General features: G+C 54.2%; 23 protein-coding genes and 1 tRNA gene. 12 read left to right on the forward strand and 12 right to left on the reverse strand.

All coding sequences use genetic code 11. The annotated features are described in order from the left end of the window. Window positions 1-166: 166 nt before the first annotated feature. Complete coding sequence (locus SM755_RS11970) at window positions 167-1222, reverse strand: tyrosine-type recombinase/integrase (RefSeq protein ID WP_323172860.1); 1056 nt, start codon at window positions 1220-1222, stop codon at window positions 167-169. A gap of 668 nt (window positions 1223-1890) precedes the next feature. On the opposite strand from SM755_RS11970, the gene SM755_RS11975 reads away from it, so the two are divergent. After that, a complete protein-coding gene (locus SM755_RS11975) occupies window positions 1891-2142 on the forward strand; it encodes a transcriptional regulator (protein ID WP_323172861.1) in 252 nt (83 codons plus the stop codon). 40 nt (window positions 2143-2182) lie between these two features. Then, entirely contained in the window at window positions 2183-4348 is a 2166-nt protein-coding gene (locus SM755_RS11980) for a hypothetical protein (protein WP_323172862.1), read from the forward strand. 17 nt (window positions 4349-4365) lie between these two features. Here the strand turns inward: SM755_RS11980 and SM755_RS11985 are convergent, their stop codons facing one another. Further along, window positions 4366-4551, reverse strand: a complete 186-nt coding sequence (locus tag SM755_RS11985; protein WP_323172863.1) for a hypothetical protein — start codon at window positions 4549-4551, stop codon at window positions 4366-4368. Window positions 4552-4650: 99 nt separating this feature from the next. On the opposite strand from SM755_RS11985, the gene SM755_RS11990 reads away from it, so the two are divergent. The 6 genes from SM755_RS11990 (at window position 4651) to SM755_RS12015 (ending at window position 9964) form a co-directional block, all read left to right on the forward strand. Continuing rightward, window positions 4651-5082, forward strand: coding sequence for a hypothetical protein (locus SM755_RS11990; protein WP_323172864.1), 432 nt, complete (start codon window positions 4651-4653; stop codon window positions 5080-5082). 109 nt (window positions 5083-5191) lie between these two features. Next, on the forward strand, window positions 5192-6898 hold the full coding sequence (locus SM755_RS11995) for a hypothetical protein (protein ID WP_323172865.1): 1707 nt from the start codon (window positions 5192-5194) through the stop codon (window positions 6896-6898). Between the two features lie 2 nt (window positions 6899-6900). Continuing rightward, the gene (locus SM755_RS12000; protein WP_323172866.1) at window positions 6901-7464 is read left to right on the forward strand and encodes a hypothetical protein; all 564 of its coding nucleotides are present in this window, start codon (window positions 6901-6903) and stop codon (window positions 7462-7464) included. Next, the gene (locus SM755_RS12005; RefSeq protein WP_323172867.1) at window positions 7461-8261 is read left to right on the forward strand and encodes a hypothetical protein; all 801 of its coding nucleotides are present in this window, start codon (window positions 7461-7463) and stop codon (window positions 8259-8261) included. The genes SM755_RS12000 and SM755_RS12005 overlap by 4 nt, the downstream gene beginning before the upstream one ends. Continuing rightward, the gene (locus SM755_RS12010; RefSeq protein ID WP_323172868.1) at window positions 8254-9420 is read left to right on the forward strand and encodes a hypothetical protein; all 1167 of its coding nucleotides are present in this window, start codon (window positions 8254-8256) and stop codon (window positions 9418-9420) included. The genes SM755_RS12005 and SM755_RS12010 overlap by 8 nt, the downstream gene beginning before the upstream one ends. 160 nt (window positions 9421-9580) lie before the next feature. Continuing rightward, window positions 9581-9964 (forward strand): hypothetical protein, encoded by a 384-nt coding sequence (locus tag SM755_RS12015; protein WP_323172869.1) that lies wholly within the window; start codon window positions 9581-9583, stop codon window positions 9962-9964. Between the two features lie 56 nt (window positions 9965-10020). Here SM755_RS12015 and SM755_RS12020 read toward each other — a convergent pair whose 3' ends face one another. Continuing rightward, window positions 10021-10917 carry a hypothetical protein gene (locus SM755_RS12020; protein ID WP_323172870.1) on the reverse strand — a complete coding sequence of 299 codons (897 nt, stop codon included), beginning with the start codon at window positions 10915-10917 and terminating at the stop codon, window positions 10021-10023. Window positions 10918-11044: 127 nt separating this feature from the next. Continuing rightward, window positions 11045-11299, reverse strand: coding sequence for a hypothetical protein (locus SM755_RS12025; RefSeq protein WP_323172871.1), 255 nt, complete (start codon window positions 11297-11299; stop codon window positions 11045-11047). A gap of 242 nt (window positions 11300-11541) precedes the next feature. On the opposite strand from SM755_RS12025, the gene SM755_RS12030 reads away from it, so the two are divergent. Both SM755_RS12030 and SM755_RS12035 read left to right on the forward strand, forming a co-directional pair. Next, entirely contained in the window at window positions 11542-12564 is a 1023-nt protein-coding gene (locus SM755_RS12030; RefSeq protein ID WP_323172872.1) for a hypothetical protein, read from the forward strand. 284 nt (window positions 12565-12848) lie between these two features. Beyond that, a complete protein-coding gene (locus SM755_RS12035; protein WP_323172873.1) occupies window positions 12849-13361 on the forward strand; it encodes a hypothetical protein in 513 nt (170 codons plus the stop codon). Window positions 13362-13687: 326 nt separating this feature from the next. Here the strand turns inward: SM755_RS12035 and SM755_RS12040 are convergent, their stop codons facing one another. From SM755_RS12040 to SM755_RS12065, 6 genes are all read right to left on the reverse strand, one after another. After that, the gene (locus tag SM755_RS12040) at window positions 13688-15307 is read right to left on the reverse strand and encodes a DNA-binding protein (protein ID WP_323172874.1); all 1620 of its coding nucleotides are present in this window, start codon (window positions 15305-15307) and stop codon (window positions 13688-13690) included. Between the two features lie 2 nt (window positions 15308-15309). After that, entirely contained in the window at window positions 15310-15603 is a 294-nt protein-coding gene (locus SM755_RS12045; protein WP_323172875.1) for a hypothetical protein, read from the reverse strand. Next, the gene (locus tag SM755_RS12050) at window positions 15600-16121 is read right to left on the reverse strand and encodes a hypothetical protein (protein ID WP_323172876.1); all 522 of its coding nucleotides are present in this window, start codon (window positions 16119-16121) and stop codon (window positions 15600-15602) included. Before SM755_RS12050 ends, SM755_RS12045 begins: the two co-directional genes overlap by 4 nt. Before the next feature lie 239 nt (window positions 16122-16360). Continuing rightward, on the reverse strand, window positions 16361-16600 hold the full coding sequence (locus SM755_RS12055) for a hypothetical protein (protein ID WP_323172877.1): 240 nt from the start codon (window positions 16598-16600) through the stop codon (window positions 16361-16363). 171 nt (window positions 16601-16771) lie between these two features. Next, window positions 16772-16875 (reverse strand) — tRNA-Arg (locus tag SM755_RS12060). Between the two features lie 160 nt (window positions 16876-17035). Beyond that, window positions 17036-17464, reverse strand: a complete 429-nt coding sequence (locus SM755_RS12065) for a hypothetical protein (RefSeq protein WP_323172878.1) — start codon at window positions 17462-17464, stop codon at window positions 17036-17038. A gap of 358 nt (window positions 17465-17822) precedes the next feature. On the opposite strand from SM755_RS12065, the gene SM755_RS12070 reads away from it, so the two are divergent. Together SM755_RS12070 and SM755_RS12075 are read left to right on the forward strand one after the other, a co-directional pair. Continuing rightward, window positions 17823-18557: an AAA family ATPase gene (locus SM755_RS12070; RefSeq protein ID WP_323172879.1), complete on the forward strand. Its 735-nt coding sequence runs from the start codon at window positions 17823-17825 to the stop codon at window positions 18555-18557. Window positions 18558-18661: 104 nt separating this feature from the next. Beyond that, on the forward strand, window positions 18662-19075 hold the full coding sequence (locus SM755_RS12075) for an RNA-binding domain-containing protein (RefSeq protein WP_006665170.1): 414 nt from the start codon (window positions 18662-18664) through the stop codon (window positions 19073-19075). A gap of 46 nt (window positions 19076-19121) precedes the next feature. On the opposite strand, the gene SM755_RS12080 is transcribed toward SM755_RS12075, so the two are convergent. Further along, a complete protein-coding gene (locus tag SM755_RS12080; protein ID WP_323172880.1) occupies window positions 19122-20138 on the reverse strand; it encodes a hypothetical protein in 1017 nt (338 codons plus the stop codon). A gap of 257 nt (window positions 20139-20395) precedes the next feature. Next, the gene (locus SM755_RS12085) at window positions 20396-21781 is read right to left on the reverse strand and encodes a signal recognition particle protein Srp54 (RefSeq protein ID WP_323172881.1); all 1386 of its coding nucleotides are present in this window, start codon (window positions 21779-21781) and stop codon (window positions 20396-20398) included. Window positions 21782-21851 lie beyond the last annotated feature (70 nt).

Below are 21851 nucleotides of genomic sequence, written 5' to 3' on the forward strand. Positions count from 1 at the left end.
CAAGACGCTATTCCCCTTGCCAACGTGACGACTGCGAATGTGAGGGTTGTCTCGTCGGTTGCCGTTCTCGTCGAGCAGTCCCCCAACGCGGAGATAGTTTCTGCACGGGCACGATGGGATCGGGTGATCTCGGGGTTTGCGACCCTCTTATTGGCGTTCATGGTTCTCATAGGTCTGGAAGGTAGTCGCTTCGCTGTTCGGCCTGTTCTCGGTCGGAACGGCGGTCGTAGTGCCGATCGAGGATATCTTCGCTTGCGTTAAGTCGATCTTGAACGATTCGTCGGGGAACGTCCTCTCGACGATAGAACGTCACGCGACCACTGCGTAGGTCGTGCGGAGATCGTGCCGACGGACACTTGCTCGCGTGGTCCAAGTATGTCGCCTCGCACGTGTCGGTATCGCGGTCGTGCGGACACGATTCATCACGCCAGCAGGGCCTAGTGACGCGGTAGAGCGTCTTTCGCAGTGTATTCCCTGAAGGGCGGCCATACTCCGTCGTGATCAACGGCTTTCGACCGTGGTCGTCGGTAACTTCGGGACGATGGTATTCGATGTAGTCCTCGAGATAGCGGGCCGTTTTCTCGCTAATCCGGTTCCACCGAGTCCCCTTGTCCTGGTTTTTTAGCGGCGTATCGGTTTCCGGGCGATGAACGAAGTGGACCGCAGGGCCGGAGACGCGCGGATGGGAACCGTCGAGGTCGAGATCGCGAAGGTCGAGCCCACGAATTGCACCGCTTCGCGCTCCAGTTCGCCAGAGGAGCATCACGATGATATGGTCTCGTGATCCAGGTTGTGCGCGTTCGAGGTATTCGAGAATCCCGATCGCCCGCTCCGGATCCAAGGTCGAATCCGACACGTCCTCACCGTTCTTCATCGTCGGTAGCGTGACCTGCTCGTACAGTTCCGGTTCCACAGCATCGATGTTCGCTGCGAACCGCAGGAAACGGCGAACTGACGCAAGTTGGCCTTTGAGAGTGACCAACTTGATCGGCTGGCGATCGTCACCCTGGCCTTCACGACGCCATGTCCGGTATCTGTATAGTTCCCGTCCGGAGAGGTTGTTCAAATTCTCTATTTCGTGTTCATCGCAGAACTGCACGAACGCACGCAGTCGATGTTTCTCGCTTCGGCGGGTCGACTCCGCGTGCTCGTCAAGCATCGCGTCGTGGTACATCTCGACCGCTTCGTGCGGGGCGATCGGCTCCAAGCCGTCCGTACTCATCGATGCACCTCAGACGCGCAGCTCTGGTTACAAAATGCGATACGCTTACCGTGGTCGCGTGTCTGGTTCGTCATGGTCTCACACTTGTGGGACCGCGGACTCGCCGTGCGTGCCGTTGATTGGTACTTGGGGGCGCGCGCGGCCGCTGTCCGTCGGTAGATTAGAGCGAAGGGACGGATGGTTCTTAGTCGTTGCAGGGTTGTTTCCGATTCTTTCCGATAAATCAGTTTCACTGAATTTCGGAACTTCTGAACGCTCTCGCGCGTTTCCGATAATTTCCGATAATTTCCGATAATTTCCGATTCCGTTTCCGGAAGTGTTTCTGAACTCGTTTGGCTCGGCCGTGGGCTGTGGGCCGTAGCCTAATCGATACTGCCGATCGGGGGCTTTATCCCCCGTTGCGTCGAGCGATTGCATGCTTCCGTATCTTTGGTACGGGAGCCAGGCGGGCCGGTGCCCTTACACCGGGTCCGCGTTCTTCCAGGGACCCAACCAGGCAGCGGCGGGTCCGTCTGACTACCGTTATCACTATTGTTGAACGGGTACTACTTAACTCTAATTACGATATCGTTTTTAAAAAATACGGTTCCGTAATCAGTCAATGACCATAATAGGTGATCTACGAGTAGTGATACCCAAGCATGTCTATTCGAGAACGACCCCAATGGATGTCGCGTGACGATTTTCGGATTCTTGAATCATTAGCTGAACCAAACATTCTGAAGATTCAGTCTCCAACAATTGTTGCATATAACCTTGATATGACTAGACCTCATGTTTCTAACAGACTTTCTGAATTCACTCAACATGGTCTTGTTGAGAAGATCGAGGATGGCCGATACCGTATTTCTGAGAGAGGAAGAGCATACCTTGATGGCGAACTTCCTATTAAAGAGTTAGAAGGTGATAATGACAAATAGATATAGATATTATTAAGACATTCTAATATTATGTCTGATTATGGACTATACAGTTTCATTCGCCAATCAACATAAAGTATTCCTTTCTGAAGAGAAAATGGATGATTTAGATGTTACTGGTGGGGATGCTGTTATGTTATCATTTAATGGAATCGATCAAAATATGGTTTTTAAATGTGAGAGCAAATCGAATTTTGAGGTAGATAAAGAACTCTATCCTCTATTTTTCTCTTTACACTATTGCTTGGATAGAATGGGGGATTTTCATTATGGCTTATTTAGTGATATTACACCATCAGATATAGATGGTGATAACCCGATCAGTGACTCTCTAAAAAACTATGAGGGCCTCAGGGAGTATATATCATCAATAAACCATATAAACAATCACCGGTTCTCTGATAGTGATATTATCATTGGATGTGGTATAAGTGATATAATCGTTTCTATCACAGAAAATGGTGAATTTTCCAAGATATCGACACCGTTCTCTAGAGTTAAATTGAGGACCGTTTCGGATGCTCTTTTAGGGGAATTACCAGATCTAATAGACATATGTCCGTTTGATGGAGAGATTCATGTCCCACAATCAATTCATATATGCACATATCATACATCTACCACGGATGAACAAAAGAATCGGATTAAAGAGCATATTGTTGATGAAAAATATATGATGACTGGTAAGAACTATGAATATTCTCTTTCTGATACTCAGGCACATGGACCGTTGATGAAGAATGATTTCGATGGGGACGTGTTGATTGCTACAAAGGACAACATTGAGTTCACTAATTCACGAAGATATCGGTTTGATTTTATTGAGGATATTGATATACCTTCAAGTGCAATTAGAGATGCGATTGAAGAAACATTCGATAACCATGATATTGTTGGCGATCAATTAGAATATGAAATAGATGAGTCAGATGAGCTTTTAAAAGTCATGTTTGAACCGAAATTCTTTGCTGATTTTCAGAAAGCTGGTGATAGTATTGAGATTACTCTCTCACACGCAACCAATAATGAATACCAGGTGTTTGATCGCTTAATACCAGAGATATCCATAGCTTTGGATGAGACACTTGGTACTGAAAGCGAGTTATATTATTCAGAACCATCCCCAAAACAGGTATTGCTAAATCGTGAATGGGTTTTAGATACAAACTCTGTATATCGACAGAAACCGAATGTGGATTATAATTCTATCTCGGAATTCATATTAACAAACCCATTAGTGTATGGTAGTAGATTCATCATCCCGTGGCAAGTGCTCTGTGAGATAAATCGACATAAAGATTCTAATAATTCACAAACACGAAATGCATCGAAACAGGGAATTAAAAACCTGACCATCATAGATATGATGGATAAGATTGGGTTCTTTGATATAGAATTTGAGCCTATACCCGAGTCAATTGATAATTCTATTCAAAAGAATACCGGGATTACTGATCTATCTATTTTAGATTCTGTCCCTGAAAAAGGTACCTTATTCACGAGTGATAAATATTTAATGAATATTTCCTCATTAATGGGGATAAATGTTGACCAAATTGAGTCTCTAAGTGGATTCTCAGAAAAAGATCACCGGAATTCCTATTGGGATTTTCTTGAGGATTATCTTTCCCAAAATGGTCCAACTAAATATGAGGAAGTAATTGATGTTTTACAAGACACTCCTATCGAAGATGACCTTGTAGAAAAAGATCCGGAACAGCTCATACAAGAAAAAATCCGAGATAATGAGATTATGAAATCAACAGATGACGATTCAATCTTGTTATCTTTGTGTTCAAACCGAGATGCCTTACCAACCTTCTCAATGATAAATAGTATCATCCAAGAAATAGAAGATGTAGATGGTGGAAAATACATATCAGATCATGCTTTAGAAAAACTCCGCCGTGCCTTTGGAGGATTATCCTCAACGAATAGACCAAATATCACCTTCATATTACCTTCTGAATATGTGTTTAGAGCAGAAGAGACGGATCAAATAAGTTCTTTAGAGACATTAAGGTGGATTGATAATTGTAATGTAAAAACTATAAATTTAGGATTAGATAGTGCAGCCAACAGTGATATTGAGAACTCTATAATACGCGCATGCACTGAAGAGAACTGCACAATGATTTGTAGTCCAGAAGAAGATACGAGAAAATTCCGCCTTTTAGATATAGATTTTGAAACAGTCGATATATAATCACAATCTCCGCTTGATTACGTACCAATTGTATCAACGAGTTCAAGTTGCCATTCTCCCTCACCAACGTGGCGAATATGGACGTGGTGCTCGCCGTCCACAAATCCATTTTCGTCGAGCAGTCCCTCAATTCGGAGATCGTCTTTTGGAAGCGTAATGCCGGCTGAGTCTTGGTCTAACTGCCGCAGTTTGTTCAGTGCCATACCCGGCGGGCAACCCGCCTTCTCATAAAAGTTGGTATCCCTAGGTTTCACCGAGGTATTCCGTAGGACTACTGTGACGCCGAGAATCCGGGCATGCGTATGGCTCTGAGCCTACCGCAGAAGTACGTTCCTGACACGATTCGTCGGGAAGACGGCATCGACCTCACAGACAGTATCCTCGCGCCGATCTTCGTCCTGGCGTCGTTCTCGATCGGGGCGGTCGGCACGCTCGAGTTCGGCGAGCCGCTGAACCTGGCGCTCACGGATGCGCTCTATGCGGCCCACGGAACGGAGATCACCTACGCGTTCGTCATTTCGATGGGGGTATTGGTGATCGGCTGGCTGACCAACGAGAATACGCCCGCAGACTACACGGACGTGGAAACGGTCGTGATGCTGTTAGCAGTCCTGCTGAACGTTCTCGGGGCGCTCGTGCCGGCGGTTGCAGTCACGCTCGAATCGATGTGGTACGTCGGCTGGTTCACCGTTTTCCTGAACGGAGCCGCCTTCTACCTGATCGCCTACAAGTAGAGAGGTTCAGACAATGTTCAACAATCTATCCAAGACCCAAGAGTGGATCGGGGGCCTGGTTCTCGGGCTCCTGCTAGGAACGCTGCTGGCCGCCCTGGGGGTGATCTGAGTGGCGGCTTCAGACACGCCCGAATCCGAGTGCGGCCCACAACAGCCCACAGCCCACGCCTCAGGGGTAACTCGCCGGGAAGCGATGCGACGACTGGCAGTTACGTCGGGCGTTCTCGTTTCGGCTGGGGCCGGAACGACGGAACTGGCACCGAATCACTCACCAGTTGGAAGAGCGGCTGCTGTCGATTTCGAGCCGATTCACTGGGATGATAAGTCGGATGCTACAGCTGTTGCTGCTGCTGGGCTCGTCTCTGGGCCTATTGGTACGGTGGCGATGGCACATTTCCTGGGAGACAGTAACGACTACGACCATTACACGGGCGCAAACGCGCTTCGGAAAGCCGTTGAAGAGGGAGCTGTCCGAATGAAAGAGACCTTCGAGATCGGGCTCTCGTCGCTGGAGAACCTGACAGAGTTCGTCGAGAACGTCCTGCTCCCGAAGGGAATGAAAGCGGTTGCTGAGTCCCTTAACGATGAGGTCAGCCAAGAGGAAGCCGAGAACAATATGGCTGATGCGATTGATGCTCATGTGGCAGGTGTTCAGGAAGACCTCTTAAAGCATTATCAGACGCACTGTGACCAGTATAGTCAGTATGTTGCACGGCTGAATGAGCACGAGGTGGCTGAAGGTAGTGATGTGCTCTGGGCGTATCGTGGGACTCGCGAAGAGTTCGAGGATGACGTGGCTGCTGGTGATCTGTATGTGTCGGAGCTGGATTATCTCGGTGATGAGTACAGTGTCGATGTCGAATTGGCCGACGGTTCGACGTATAACGTGAGTGTCCCTGAATACTCCCAGTCGGGGAGTAATTCGGGTATGACGGTGTATCCTGACTTTGTTGATTTGAACTCTGATCTTAGTCCGGATGGTGCACTGTATTCGTTTGTCGGCTTCTATTCTCAAACGGAGGACGGTGAGCCGATCTTTGAAGATATTGATGAGAGCAATATCGTCCTCGAAATGGGTCGGTATGATTCCGCCTTTGACGAGCTCGCTGCGGCGCGGAACTCCGTTTACGGTGAGCTGAACGAATTGGTGACGGACATGTATGCGCATTATGATCCGGGTGATATTGATCTCGGTGACGTTGTCGATCCGACGACTGCGTATCTCGAGTTCAAGAACAAGGTAGATGATGAGGCGTTCGCTGGGGCGACCGCTGCTGGAATGCTTGGTATTCCACGCACAGAGGAGCCGATGGATATCCGTCTCGAGAGTGATGGGATTGAGGTCACCGGGTCGATCTACTCAACCGAGGCCCCAGACGGTGGGTTCGACGTTGGATCGACCTACGATCCGGACTCACTGGATTTCGCAGTGATGATGCGTTATACGTCGATCACTGAGGATGAGAACGGTGAGGCGACGGAGGAAACAGATTTCACCGAAATCAATCAGCCGTTCACTATCCTCGAGGCTACCGATAGCGATGGGAACGAGGTCGATACTGTCGAGCCCGAACCGTCATCGGAATACGATCCTGCTGACATCGAGTCGATTCAGGAGCAGTTAGAACAGATTCGTGAGGAACAGCGGCGGATGCAACGGGAAGCCGGCGTCGACGATGGACTGTTCGGATTCCCCAGTTTTGGCTTGGGAGATGCAGACGGTGGGATGCTTGTCGGACTTGCGGTTCTGCTCCTCACCGTCGTGACGGTCGTTGCCGCAGTCCTGAGCAATGCGCTGCCGTTCCTGGGTGAGTAATCATGAATCGGATTCTTTCGTTTTCTCTCGTCGTAGCAGTAGCCCTGACGATGGGCATGGGCGCGGCGACCGTCCCGATTGCGGCGCAGGAGGACCCCGGCAACGCGAGCAACCAGGACAACGAGACTGCAGTGGAGACGACCGACGACTACATGCAGGAGATCGACAGCGAGACACGAATCACCGACTGGGAATACCAGCCAGGAATGTTCACAATCGAGATCGAGACAGACTCGGAAACGAAGGTCTCCATGACTGAAGCCGGCGATTTCGAGGAGGGCACAGGGAACTTCAATTACCAAGAGACAGAGTTAGACGAGGGATCGAACACAGTCACAATGCCGGTCACCGATCGGCAGGGTGCAGGCATTGCAATCGCGACACGGCGGTCACTCCAGCAGGAGACCGGCGCGTTTGTAAGTGTGGGCACGGCCGAATCGAATCCGTTCCGCACGTTTGGCGGTGAGTCTGGGCTATTTACCGGCGTTATCATGACGACCGGACTCGCAGCCCTCGGGGCCGCATACGTCATCAGGAGTGAGAAGAACGGAGTGATCGAAGCATGAGCGGAGACACGAGCGGCACGTTCGGCTCGTGGTCCGACCGGTTGACCTACCTGCTCGCGGAAGGCCAACTGCTCGTCGTCGGCCTTGCAGTCTCACTCGGCGCGGCGCTCATCTGGATTCGTCCTGAGATTCCGGGAATCCCACCGGTTGCCAAAGGGATCTTCGCGGCGATGCTACTCTTAGGACCGCCGCTGCTCGGGCTGTTCATCACCGGTGCTCGAAAGCTCCGTAACCGGCACATGGAGCAAGTGTACCACATCAACGGCGTCGACGACACACGCCGGAAACTCTACGTCGCACCTGAAGTGTGGGCCGAGAAGACTGTCGAAGGGCCGTCTCCATACGTCTGCAACGACGGTGACGCCTACGAGGTGCGCGAGTTCACCTATCACGAGGACACGGACCAACTGGTCGTGCGCGGGTGTTACTTCAGCCAACTCGCGGATTCGAAACTCGTCACGACGAAAGCCATGCTCGAGGACATTCACGGCGACCTCGTCGACGCCTTTCTCGAGTACAATCGGCTCCGTGGCCGAATCAGTAAAATGGGGCTCGAGATTCAGCGCGACGTGATCAACGAGGAAGCGGAAGCCGACGAACGCGGGCTGATGAACCCGAGAACCACAGTCAAAGATCACTTCGAATCGGCCAAAGACGACGCCGAACAGCGTGATATAGACGAAATTCAGGACATGACCGAGTACGTCACCGAGTACACCGACGAACACGGCCCACGAACGCCAGTCCCGACCAAGCAACCAAGCACGGCAGCAACCGATGGAGGCACCGATGAGTGACGAGCAGGACAACTACACGGTCGGCGGCTTTCGCGAGTACCAGCGGAACAACCTCGAGCCCGACCCCGACGAGGTACTGCCACACTCGGGATTCGTTCGAGACAACCAGATTGACCGCCAACTCACCGTGCGGGCGCTGCACCACGATCCCGATCGGTGGCGAGCCAAGGCCGCGAAGGACTACCTCAGCGTCCGCAAGAACAGGCAGATCCTCCAGGCCGAAGGTGGCCACACTGCATGCCAGGCGCTCGAGAACGGGGACACGGTGACGCTCAAACACTACATCGGCGACCCAAGTCAACAGGCCGATCTCGCAGGAATCAAAGCGGTCACCCGGCTGCAGGAGATCGTCGCCGGGCCCGCGCCGGTGATCGTCCTGCTCGGCGAGATGGGCGCGGGGAAGACCGACTTTGCTGGGCTGTTGGGCCAGCTCCGTGAGCGCTGGGTCGACGGTGATCTACTCGTCGGCAGCAACATTCGAACGCTGGACCGAATCGATAGCTGGGTGAAAGACGACGGCAGTGTGGAAGACGGCTGGATTCCTCACTACCCGCTGCTCGAGGAGTGGGTGCAGCAGGACGGCGACCCGGTGACGAACTCGCAGCAACCGAAGCTATTCATCGGCGATGAGTTCAGCACGAACGCTTCGGGGACGGGTGCAGACGGGCACAAAGTCCGCCAGATGATGGGGCCGCTGGTGTTCAAGATCCGCAAGTACGGCGGCGCGCTCATCTATATCGGACACGACGAATCGTCGATTCACCCGCTGCTGTGGCGCGTCGGCACGATTATCAAAAAGACCTCGCAGAAGACCGCGGTCGTCGCCGATCGCGTCTCGGGCGGGAAACTCGTCGACGTCGATCCGCGGCCGCTCGAAGGCATCCCGCCGACCGACTGGAACTTTCACACGCAGGACGAAGCCGATTGGTCTTGGGAAGCACCCGAAGGCGGCAAGGACGGCGATGCAATCGCCGAGGAAGACGTGAAACGCGTCGCCGCCTGGACGATGGAAGAGTGCCGTCGGCAGGGAATGTCGGCCCGCGAAACCGCCGAGTTCGTTCCCTACAGCCACGCTACCGTCTCGAATTGGTGGAAAGACATCGATAAAGGCGGGAAGAAGGCAGACTGGGTTAACACGGTCGAACAGGTGATCGCATGAGGGCGTCGGGGTGTCAACCTGTAAAGCGTAAGCGACCCCCCTGTAGTTATGGGCGGCGCGGTCCGACAGGACCGCGTCCCCGCGGCCCATCGCGTCGCTCGCCTCACTCGAATCTCGGCCGGCGCAGTATATATAGTGGCGCGCGACGCGCGTGGTCTGCGTGAACCGCTCGAAGCGAGCGAACCATTTCGGGACGATCGTCGAGAAACGGGTGGCTGAAAAGCGTCGGTTTGAACTCGAGCGTGCCAGCTGGCACGACGCCAGATTCGGCAACGGCACACCCGTTGAGATCAAATCGACGATGCACGAGCATTCGAACGGTCAGCCCGGAAACTGGAAGGTCTATCGCGAGTACCACGAGAAACTACGGCGACACGACGGCTGGTACTGTTTCGTCGTCTACCGACCACATGGGCGATCGGGGCTGACAATCCTCCAGGACAAGATGGTTCGTTCGTGCGATCTCCCGCTACTCCGGTGGCACGGTGGCGGAGATCACCGTGGTACTCAACAGGCGAAAATATCGATTGGCTCTATCTTTTGATCCAAAGCTTTGCAGACAGCTATAATAAACAATACTCTATCTCGGTGGAAGATGACCTACTCACCAAGGCTTTCCTGTGAAAGTGGAGAGTTGGGAAGTTCATCATCCCCATTTGATATTCTCTCCCACACAAAATACAATGTCCAGAAGAAGCCAATAAACCAGGCAATCAGAACAATTATAGGTTCAATAAAAGCCAATATAGAGGGAACAGTTATTACCCATCCAAGTTCATGAAGGAATCTAACAAAAATAGGTAGTATTACAGAGAGCGTAATTGGGACAATAGTCGCTCTGATACCTTCGTTAAGTTGTTTTGGATTTAGCGTCTCATATTGTTCTACTAAAACATCTCTTTCACTTTCCAACTGGCTAGCTTTCCGTCGAATATTCATCACCTCCGCATTATTCGAATTGTATTTTTCTCGGTCATATATTTCCCACAATGCATCTGTGATCCAGCCTGCTGCAGTATACGCATCACTTTCGATCACCGCATCAGATATATTGGAACTTAAAAGAAATGGATCCCGTGGTTGGATCTTATCAATTATCTCGTCCCATCTTTCTTCAACCGTATCCAGATGATGTTGTATTAGATCTTCTTCAGTCATATCTCTATGTTCCAACATTCCATCAATCGCATCACCGACAGAAACGTCGTCAGGATGAGGGTCCCATTCATCACCAACATTAAATTCAATGAAATTATCAACGTTCTCTTCAGCAGATTCCTGTTCCCACCGATTCTCGGTCTCTTCTAACCAATCCATACGGAAACCGTGGCGGCTTCTTAATACTCTGAGCTCAGCATCGATTGACTCGATTCTCCGTCTAAGACGTGCTCTTTCTGATTTTAAGTCAGAAAGCCGTGTTACAAGATATGCAGTCAAAATACCGACAAATATACTTGCTGTGGTAGCGAGCACTCCATAAAACTGAACTGAGATCATCCTTCTAGCTCCGTTGAATAGTCAATTTCATCGACAACAGATAAACCCAGTAGTTACAATTTCGGTATGCGATCCTGCTACCATTAATTCAGTTTTGGTGTTTGGGAACTATAGTTGCGAACTGCTGTCAGTCTGTGTTGATAATAACTTGATCGCCAATATTGAGATTTACAACTCTTGTTGGTAAGGTTTCAGCCATCTTCTGGCGTTGCTCAAGCATTAGATCATCACGGGCGAGCACCTGGCGTGCAGCTCGGACGAAGTGAGGCACGTCATCGCACGCACTCACGACTGCTTTCGTCCTGTTGCAGTCGTAGAAGTCCTCTGCGCGTTCGATTGCGGTTCGTCGGTACGCATAATCGCCGTCGGTTCGGATTCGCATGCTCGTACACACGACCCCGAGACCCTAGTTTTTCGACTCACTGAGCGGCCCATATCGGCCCAAAACCGGCCGAATCTGTCGGTTCAGCAGAGAAGAGTCACGTCTCGCAGCGTCGATCGGCGCGCAATATGCACACGGCCTGCTCGATCTCGTGTGCATATTCGGGAAACCGATTTTGTTGACGTGCAACCCCGGGGAGCTATCTAGGTAAATCATATATGGTCCTTAGATAATGAGGATACATGACAGCGGATATGGAGAAGATTGAGAACATTCTTAGAAGTGAAGATTTCCCCATCGGAGAGATTAGGGATATTATCGACCAGCGTCCAGAATTGTCTATCACTTCACGGAAAAAGGACGAACTAATTGAAGCACTGCTTTCTGTCTCTTGGAACGATGAGCAGTTTGAAGATTTGAAACAGCGATTTTCGAAGGCCCGACGGGAAAAAGCCCCTTTAGGACACTATGTGCTAAAAATTGACAATATTGAACTACTAACTGATCAACCAAGGCATGAGGAGATAAAAAACAAGCTTCTTAGAAATGAAGCGTCCTTGAATGAAAATGGTCTGGATGAGGGCGGATTTAAGGTAGAAGAAGCTAATCAGGAAGTTGTTTCGGGTATTTATTGGACGAAAACACAAACATTCAGACTAGATGCTCTGAGAAGGTTACAATCCCTTGAAAGAACATACGACTTCGGTTTTGAAATTGATCTTGATAGCGACCATCTCTACATGACAGGTGATAACTATGGAAAGGTGGGGGAATTACGAACTGCTTTTGAATCAATTGGCTTTGATCTCGAACCTGTAACATTAGACAATATAGACGATCCTGCTGAAGCGAACGAAACTGTCCGTGATTTTGTTTCAGATCTCCGCTCATCCCTAAATGATATTAGACAACAACGAAATCTTCCAGATTATTCTGATGATGATGATGGCCCAGATATCCTTTACATTGATGAGGTGAAGATTAAGCTAATGTCTGGAGAGCTCCGCAGAGCAAATTTGGAGGGATGGGACGATATCTTTGACAATGATCAGGTGACTGAACTTACTGAAAACGAAGGTGGGAGAATATCTAGAATTAAAGGGGAGTTTGAATATCGAGATACAGACTTTACATTTAATGTGGGATATACCGATGACTATGGCCGTCTTAGTGTTAAGAAAAAAGGCCAGTTAGTCGGTGTCAATATTGTTGGAGAGGCGTTCGAATTCCTATCTGAGCTGTACGAAGAATATTATATCGATTGAGGATGGATCGAAGCATTCGGTTTGAGGTACAATTTCTCCTATCTACCCTTGTAGTTGTCCTTGGAATCATGGGTGTGTCAAATAGTGAATATTATGTCAACAGCAGTGTTGGAATAGTCTTCGTTATCATTACCACTTCACATTTATTATTATTGATAACATACTATGCATTCAACCAACTTTCTGAAATACAATCTCCATATTTAAATAATCTTAAGAATTGGTCAGAGAATACTCTATTCATTGTTTCTCTTTCCTTCATTTACTTTGTCTTCCACATAATAGTGAGCACATCACCGGATTATTTGGCCAATGTTATTACGGACTATACCTCTCAACGCTGGTTGGAAACAGTGGTCAATTATTTAAACCTGCTCCTCCCATTCATTCCCACACTTATCATGGGTGGCGCATTCTGGACTATCGGTCTGCCCACCTTTCGGTTGTCTAGAAACCTCTCTACGAATCTGCTACCGGAACAGGTAAAAATCTATTCTGACTACTCGGGCCAACGAACTCCTTTGATGTTTGAGATCAAAAATGAAGGAGAGGTGGAGTATACGATAGATGTGTCTATGAAACTACCAGAGGGGGTGGTTGGAAAAGATGTGCGAACCGGTGAGGAGTTTGTCAACTCGGAGTTTTCTAAAACAGTAATAGTAGACGATAATTCAAGACAGGATCTACAACTTGAATTCCGCCACGATCGAAATAGACGAGAAACAGCTAATGTGGAATTTAATCTTTCACACAATACAGGTGTACTGAGCGAATCTGTCACGCTTTATCTTCGGTAACCGAAATAGAAACAAAATCCTAGTAGGTCATTTTGCAGGAACAATAGCATCGGGACTTTCCCCTCATTTCGTGTGTTTCAACTGGAGATCGTGCGGAGGAGGGGCGGGGGCGTTGTAATTTTTTGGCGTTGTCCCCTTGGGGACACCCGTCAAGGGGCGTTTCGCGCGCAGCGCGAAACCGACCCGCATGCGGTGCGGCGCGATCGGGCTGCCAGCCCCGGCCTCGAGCCGAGGACTACAACCAGAACTGGACAGTCACCGATAGAATACAAACTGAGTTGCTGAAAAGAAGTGTCGAGAGAGTGTTGTCACTCACGAGGACTGTTCTACCAGTCGGCGATCGAACCCACGCGGTGGCTGTCTTTCCCGCCGCCAGGTGCCCGCCAGACCATCGACACCTTACTGAACTGCACTACGTCGTTCCCTGAGTGCCGCCAGGCGTCTATCGCCTCCTGTGCAACCTGGCGGGCGTTCTCGAAGCTATCGCCTTTCAGCAGCGAGAGAACCGCGTCGATACGGAGCTTCTTCGGATTTCCGTTTTGGTCGTATTCGAGTTCAGCGCCGTTCTCGGCGAGCCACTGCTGGAAGGGCGAGGACTCGGCGACGTGATCGGCCAGGCCCATCACGTGCTGAATCCGATCGGCGAAACTCTCGATCGCGTACTCGGCCGACTCGACGAGCGCGCGTAACTCCTCGCGGTACTTCCGCACTCGGAACGATACGTCACCCTGGTCGAGTTCGAAGATCTCGCCGAGGTCCTGGATCGCGCGGTAGATCGTCGCGGGGTGCTTGCCGAGTTGTTCGGCGAGTTCATCGACAGTGGAACCGCCATCGGTGGCGACCGTCTCAGTCACTTCCCGCGGTGTCTCGCCCATGTCCTGCAGCGTCGTCATGAGCAGGTGCTCGCTCTTCGCCTCGAGCCGCGGCGTGGGATCGTCGTAGAGTTCAATGGACTCCTCTCGAGCGACCGCGTCGAAATGATCGTCGGCAATGTAGACACCGTTACCGTCCGGTCCGAGCGGGATATCTTCCCAGTGCAGCGCGTTCAGTAGCGTCTCTTCAATCTGCTCGGTAACCTCGTGCCGATCGGCCCATGCCCATGCCTCGCCGTCGTTCATCTTCTTGTTTACCAGTACCTCCACCTTCGGGTGGTACGACGGGTGGTCTTTCGAAACCGCATCCGGATCGGCCAGCTGGTAGATCTCGAACTTGCGGCCGTAGGTGTGACTCGGGAAGAGTTCTTTCGCCGAGGCGGGGTTCAGTATCAGCCGGTTCTGGTGGTTGATCACTTCCTCGTTGTCGATGTGCAGCTCGGCTTTGACTCCCTCCAGGTCCGAAAGGTGCAGCGCGATTTTCTGCAGAACACCGGCCGAAGACAGTTTCTCGGCCCATTCGCGACGAATACGGACATATCGCTCGTACGCCCACATCCGGCTGGCTTCGTGGGGGTCCGTTCGGAAATACTCTGAATGAATGCGCTCGTTCGCCTCGTCGAAGATCGCCGCGAAGAACTCCGGCAGCAGCTCGAGCCCACGCTCGGGTTCGATGTTACTCGTGTGGAACTCGACGTCAACGCCGTCGACTTCGCCGACCTGATTTTCCCAGGGCAGGTTCACCGGGTCGCCAGTTTCCCAGTGGCGCATGTTCGGGAACCGCGGTGAGATATTGAACGACGCCTTGCTCTCACCGCGCCCACGGCCCACAATATCCCACTCGTAGAGCCGTTCCGCGTTGATCCCGTCGGACAGCCGCGGTGCGAACCCGGACTTGCTGTAACTGACTTTGACGTGCCAGGGCTCGCCGTCGATCTCCGTATCCAGTTCGAGGTATCCCTCGAAGGGCGGTCCGAGCATCACTGACGACAGCGCGTCGTAGGGACCGCGGCCCCAGTCGGGCCACTTCCACCGGCCTTCGCTCTCGTGCGGCGTCGTCTCGACTTGTGACACCGCTACTCACCTCCCTCGCGTTCGAGCAGTCCCGAGAGGACTGCCACAGGATTCCACCACGTCGCGGTCTGACAGCGGTGACAGACGTGCTTGAATGAAGTGAGGTCAGGAACCTCAAGTTCAGTCGGGTCAGTAGTGGTGCTTGACTCACGAACGGTTTTGAGCGTCGCACGTTTCACCCGAATTTGCCCACAGCCAGTGCAAATCGCGTCGACGGGAATCCCAACCTGGCCGGCTGCAGGACTTTCGAGTTCAGCGGCGAGGTCCCGATCGGCGTGCTCGAGGCCGGAACTCATCGTCGATCACCGACCGTCGTCGACGGGTCGACACCCGCCGGATCGATGATGTGTGACCAGGCGAGTTTCGCGACCTCCTGTTCGGAACGCGACCCGCCAACCTCGTACCACCGCCCGGCCAGGAGTTCATCGACGATCGTCGCTGGTACGATCGCGCGGGCGACCTGGGGTAGTCCCGGCCGCGGCAGGTAGACGACGAGCAGGTACATCCCGGCGGCTTCGAGTAGTTGCTCGTGGGCGGCTCGCTTGACGTAGAACCGCCCGCGCGTCGTGCGGTCACCATTGCTCGTCTCGATCTGACAGCCCTTGATTTCGACCGGTGTCCCGGATTCGACCAGAACGATGCCGTAGAACGGCAGCGACTCGTCCGGTTCGAGGAGACTCGTCGTTCTGGCGTCGTGCCAGGTGGCCGTCCGATCACCGACGAACTCCAGGGCGTCGATCGTCTGAACCAGTTCTGCCTCGAGCGCGTCACCGCTGGCTTTCGAACTCTCCAGCGCTGACACTCGAGAACTCATAGCGGTCCCTCCCGCGCGTCGCGTACATCGCGCGTACAGTCCGTGCAGAGACGACGAAGCCCGGTAATCCGATCACCGCACCGTTCGCACTCGTCGGATTCGACCAGGCGGCTCACGCCGACTCACCTCGGCTTTCGATAGCCTGTCGAACTTTTTCGTCAGCCGCTTGGTGGGCCGGATGGGCTATGGGCGTCTGACTCTCGATATCGTACAGCCGGCTCGCAGGAACGAACGCCGGCTTACGCATCGGCCTCACCTCCGTGACGGCCGGGCGACGTTTCCGGATCGGGGACCGGAACGTCGACGCCAGCTGCAGACCCGCGGCTCAACCGCGCGTAAGTATCACACTCGCTGCACCGGTGGGCCTGGTCTTGGTCGTCACCGAAGACGCGACGGAATTGATCGGTAACGTGGGCTTCGCAGTGTTCGCATGTCGAGTGATCGACGGGCGACCAGGGGACGGTCGTCACGCTGACCACCCCCAGTGCTGTACGAGAATGAAAAACGCAAGCCGGCGGAGGGGGGTGTTCAACTGTTGAACGGGATCCGGATTCTCAGGATGGCTATCGAACCGCGAATGTGTCGAATTTGGTCGGTAGGCGTCGCTACACGGACTTTCGAATAGAAGTCCAAAACCGATAGTTTTCGCACGGGCACGATGGGATTCGAACCCACGACCATCGGATGGCTTCCCCCATTGCAATCCCAATGAGGATAGAAGTCCGACGCTCTGTCCAGACTGAGCTACGTGCCCACGAGTTCGTCATCACGTCCGTATTCGTCAGGCCAATTTATACCCTTTGACTGATGGGTCCGAGCGGGTCGGACGATCGGAATCGGGAACCGAAAAGGAAGGGGTTGGTGTGGTCTGTGCTGGTGTCTGCGTTCAGGGTGGCTGGCTCTCTGTCAGGGGACTATCCGCTGTCGTCCGTTTCGGTACCGGTACCGGTATCGGTTTCATCGCCGCCGCCGGTGTCGTCCGTCGTTCCGTCCATGTTGCCCTCGTCGGACTCGTTCGTCTCGTTGCCGTCTCCTCCGTTGCCAGTCTCGTTGCCGTCTGTGCCGTCGGTGGTGCCGTCGTCGGCTCCCATACCGCCATCGTCGCCCGTTTCACCGCCCGTGTCCTCCTGACCGTTCCCGCCATTGCCGCCGCCCATACCGTCGTCACCGCCGCCATTGCCGCCGCCCATACCGTCGTCTCCGCCGCCATTGCCGCCGCCCATACCGTCGTCACCGCCGGTATCGTCTTCCTGTTGGTCGTCGCTACAGCCCGCGACCGCTGTAACTATGCCGGCTCCAAGAGCTGCCGTGAACCGACGCCTGTTGAGGGTTGGTGCTGTCATATCAGCACCTGAACCCGATGATGGAGTGATAAATAATGCGTACCGTCCGTTTGGACGAACAATGCCGATTCAGACGAATTACCGATGGTCCCATCCACGAGAACGACTCGTTTTCCCCGAGCGTGTTGGTTTCACTCACGCAACGAATTTTCCCTCCGTTGTTGTTCCGAGACTGCCTCAACGGCGCAGTTGTGAGTGCTACCGACCGAGTTCAGGAGGAAGAAACGAGTCCGTAGGGGACAAACTATCGCGGTCCTAACTAGTTTCGGCAGCTACAACTTCTGGATGGCGTCGGACACGGGCTATCTTGCGTCGGCGAACACAGCCCTTATGCACGTCTCGCCGGTACGTTTCCTCGATGCACGTCATCGGAACGGTGGGACTTCCCGGCAGTGGCAAGGGCGAGGCAGCCACCGTCGCACGCGAGGATGGGATTCCGGTCGTGACAATGGGCGATGTCGTCCGCCAGGAGACGGCGGATCGCGGTCTCGATCCGACGAAAGACCACGGCACGGTCGCACAGGCGTTGCGCGAGGAGAACGGTCCGGCAGCCATCGCCGAGCGCTCGCTCCCCATGATCGAAGACCGCTTGCAAAACCACGAGACGGTCCTGGTCGATGGCATTCGTTCGGATACCGAAGTCGACACGTTCGAGGAGCGATTCGGCGAGTCGTTCACGCTGATCAGTATCGAAGCCCCGTTCGAGGTTCGTGCCGACCGCATCGATGCCCGCGGCCGTGACGTCCGCGAAGCCGACGGCGGGGAGGGGCTGGCCGCCCGCGACGAACGTGAACGCGGCTTCGGCATGGACGATGCGATGGATCGCGCCGATGTCGTCGTCGAAAACACCAACTCGCTCGAGGCGTTTCACGAGCGCATCCGGTCGATCATCCGTACGGGATCGACTGGTGATGACCATGATCGCGATCGTGATGGCGATCGCGATAGTGACAATAACGGGAGTGGTGGTGACAACCCCGAAGCCGAACCCGAACCTGAATCTGAATCTGAACCTGAACCTGAACCTGAACTCGGGGCCGACACGACGACCGAGACTGAGGCTGAGGCCGAGACAGAGGAACCGCAGCCGTAGCTATCGAACTCACCCGCTACCACGACTGACATCGATCCCAACACCGATATCGATATCGATACCAATACTGATTCCGTTACTGAGACACTGAGACCCTGATACACATGACCGACATCTACCGCGTCACCGTCGAAATTACGGCACCGATCTACGATACCGAGGTGACGAGTCGGGTCGCCGACGCCGTCGCCAATATTTTCCCGAACGCCGATCTCGAGGAATCAGTCGGCGAAATCCGAGGGGAAACACACTCGATGGAACACCTCTCCGAACTGCTCCACAGACAGGAAATCCTCGACACCGCTCGCGGCGAGTTCTTCTCGACGCGCGAGGGCGAGACGTTCTCGTTCGCGCTCAAAAAGCAGGCCGCCTTCGAGGACCGGATCACCTTCTCGGTCGGCGAACCGGACGAACTCGGCGAGATCAGTGTCCGCGTCCGCGTCGAGGAGCCGACGGTCGAGGAGTATATCGATCACATCGCGCCGCCGACGGAAGACGGACAACCGGTCGAGGGGTGAGGCGACTCCTTCTGGCCTACTGCTACTGGCCTACTCGTCTACTGGTCTACTGATCCCCGCAGTCTCCCGCCGCCGCAAGCGCTTCGTCGGCCTCGTCTTGATATTCTCGGGCGGTGAGATAGTTTCCGTTATCAGCAGCCGCTGCCGCCTCGGTGAACGCCGCCGCTGCCGACTGCAAGTGACTACTCTGACAGTGTGCCGTTTCGAACGACGCTGCGAGTTCGGCGGGTGCCTCGTCGCGACTCTCCGCGACCGTTTTCCGTCCCGCCGTGAACGCCGACTCGGCATCGACAAACGAAGCTTCGGCCTCCTGGTAGGCACCGTCGTCTATGAACTCGCGGCCGGCCTCGAGTGCAGCGTAACCGTCGAGAAGGTCGCCGTAGCTGCCCGCGAGAGCGGTTTGGGCGTCGAGAACGGTTCCGAGGGTCGAGAGGCCGTCCGTGAGCCGGTTGAGATCGATGGTCGGCAGGGCCTCGAACCGGTCCTCATCGAGGCCGTCGATACTCGTCCGAGCGGTCTCGTGGGTCGTCCGTGCCTTGTCGAGGAGCGCGGTTCGGTCCTCGATGGTCGTGGTGGCCTGCTCGAGATCCGTTTCGGTGTCGTCGGTTTCTTCGCCGGCCCCCTCGAAGACGGTGCCGACTTCCTCGATTTCCGCCGACAGTTCGTCATCGCTAACAGTTGCAGTTACCGAAACTAATTCCTCGAGGCTATCGGCGTACTCCCGACCGGTTTTAACGTCGGGTTGTCGGTCGGCTTCGAGTTCGGCGGCGGCCGTATCGAGTGCCGAGCGAGCGGTGTCGATCGTCTCGTAATAAGGGGTCGGATCGAACGCAGTTTCCGTCGCTGTCGATTCCTGTGCTCCGCGGTCGAGGGTCTCGTCGGTCTGCGTTCCGAGTTCGATCGCAACCTCGTTGAGGCGTCCGATTGCACGATCGAGCGCGCGCTGGCCGGTACGGTCCGCGACGACGACCGTTGCGTCGTCGCTGCGAAGCGTGTCCAGACAGCCTGCGAGAGCGGCGAGCCCAACGCCGCCGAGCTGTGCGAGTTGCTGCCGTCGGTTCATCGAATCGAGAATGTGTGTCCTCCTGTATTAACATGCTGGTAGATATATCATATAGAGTGAGTCAGTGAGTGTCCGAACCAAGTGTTCTGTGTCCGAAATTGCCCCACTGGAGACACTCACAACTATCGAGTGGTCACCTGGCTTTCAGTACCTGTGAGACAGGAGAGACAGTCACGATACGTGCTCTTTGCAACTCCCAAGCTGAACTCGATACAAGGACGAAGAGCGAGAGACGGGAGAGAACCGAGAAGATCCCCTTAAAACGGCCCCAGACCGCCCATGCCGCCGCCACCGCCGCCCTGTTGCATCTGTTTCATCATGCGCTGCATCTCCTGTTCGGAGCCCATGCCCTGGAACTGCTTGATCGTCTTCTCCATCATCTTGTACTGCTGGAGGAGTTCACGAACCTGGTCCTCGTTCGTCCCGGAGCCGCGGGCGATGCGTTCGATCTGGCTCGCGCCGATGGCTTTGGGGTACTCCTTTTCGGCCTCGGTCATGGAGTCCATGATGACGCTGAAGGTGTGCATGCGCTCCTGGGTGACGTCCATCGCGTCGTCGGGGAGCTGGTCTTTGATCCCGCCGCCGAAGCCGGGGATCATGTCCATGACCTGGTCGAGCGGCCCCATGTTGTTCATCGCCTCCATCTGTTTTTGCATGTCGTTCAGGGTGAACTGGCCCTGGAGCATGTCCTCGGGATCCCAGTCGTCTTCTTCGATCTCGGTCTGCTCCATCGCGCGCTCGACGCGCTCTGCGAGCTGGCCGAGGTCGCCCATCCCGAGCAGGCGGGAGATGAAGCCGTCGGGTTCGAAGCGTTCGACGTCCTGGACCTCCTCGCCGGTGCCGAGGAAGGCAATCGAGGAATCGGTCTGGTCGACGGCCGTCAGGGCACCGCCACCCTTTGCGGTCCCGTCTAATTTCGTGATGACGACGCCGTCGATGCCGATCGACTCGTCGAACTGCTGGGCCTGTTCCTTGGCTCCCTGGCCGATCGCCGCGTCCAGGACGAGCAGCGAGGTGTCGGGCTCGACGACGCCCTCGATCTGTTCGATCTCGTCGATCAGGTCGTCCTCCAGTGCGTGGCGACCCGCCGTGTCCACGATGTGCACGTCGGCCTCGCTGGTTTCTTCGAGTCCCTTGCGGGCGATTTCGACTGGGTCGTCGTTGTCCGGATTGCCGTAGAAGTCGACCTCGGCGCGGCCTGCCATCTCCTTTGCCTGGTCGTAGGCACCGGGCCGGAAGGTGTCGGTCTGGATGACCGCCGGACGAAGCCCCTTCGTCGAGAACCACCAGGCCATCTTCGCGGCGGATGTAGTCTTACCGGACCCCTGTAGCCCCGCCAGGAGAATCGTCTGTTCCTCGAGCGGCAGTTCCGTCGAGTCACCGATGAGGCCGACGAGTTCTTCGTAGACGATGCGGAGGACGAAGTCCCGCGCCGGCGTGCCGGCCGGCGGCTCCTCCTCGAGGGCGCGTTCTTTGATGTTGTCCGACAGCTCCATCACGAGCGACACGTCGACGTCGGCGGAGAGCAAGGAGCGTTGGATCTCCTTGACGATCTCCTCGACGTCCTCCTCGCTGATTCGTGACTTCCCGCGGAGTTTATCGAGACTGCTCCGCAGAGAACTCCCGAGATCGTCGAGTACCATTTGCTCGGTCTACGGGACGACGGTGTTAAAGGTTTTATCTAGACGACAGCCGTTCCAAACCGGTGTCTGG

Origin of the sequence: Natrialba sp. PRR66 (assembly GCF_034808065.1) — an archaeon.
In the GTDB taxonomy this organism is placed as follows: Archaea; Halobacteriota; Halobacteria; order Halobacteriales; family Natrialbaceae; genus Natrialba; species Natrialba aegyptia.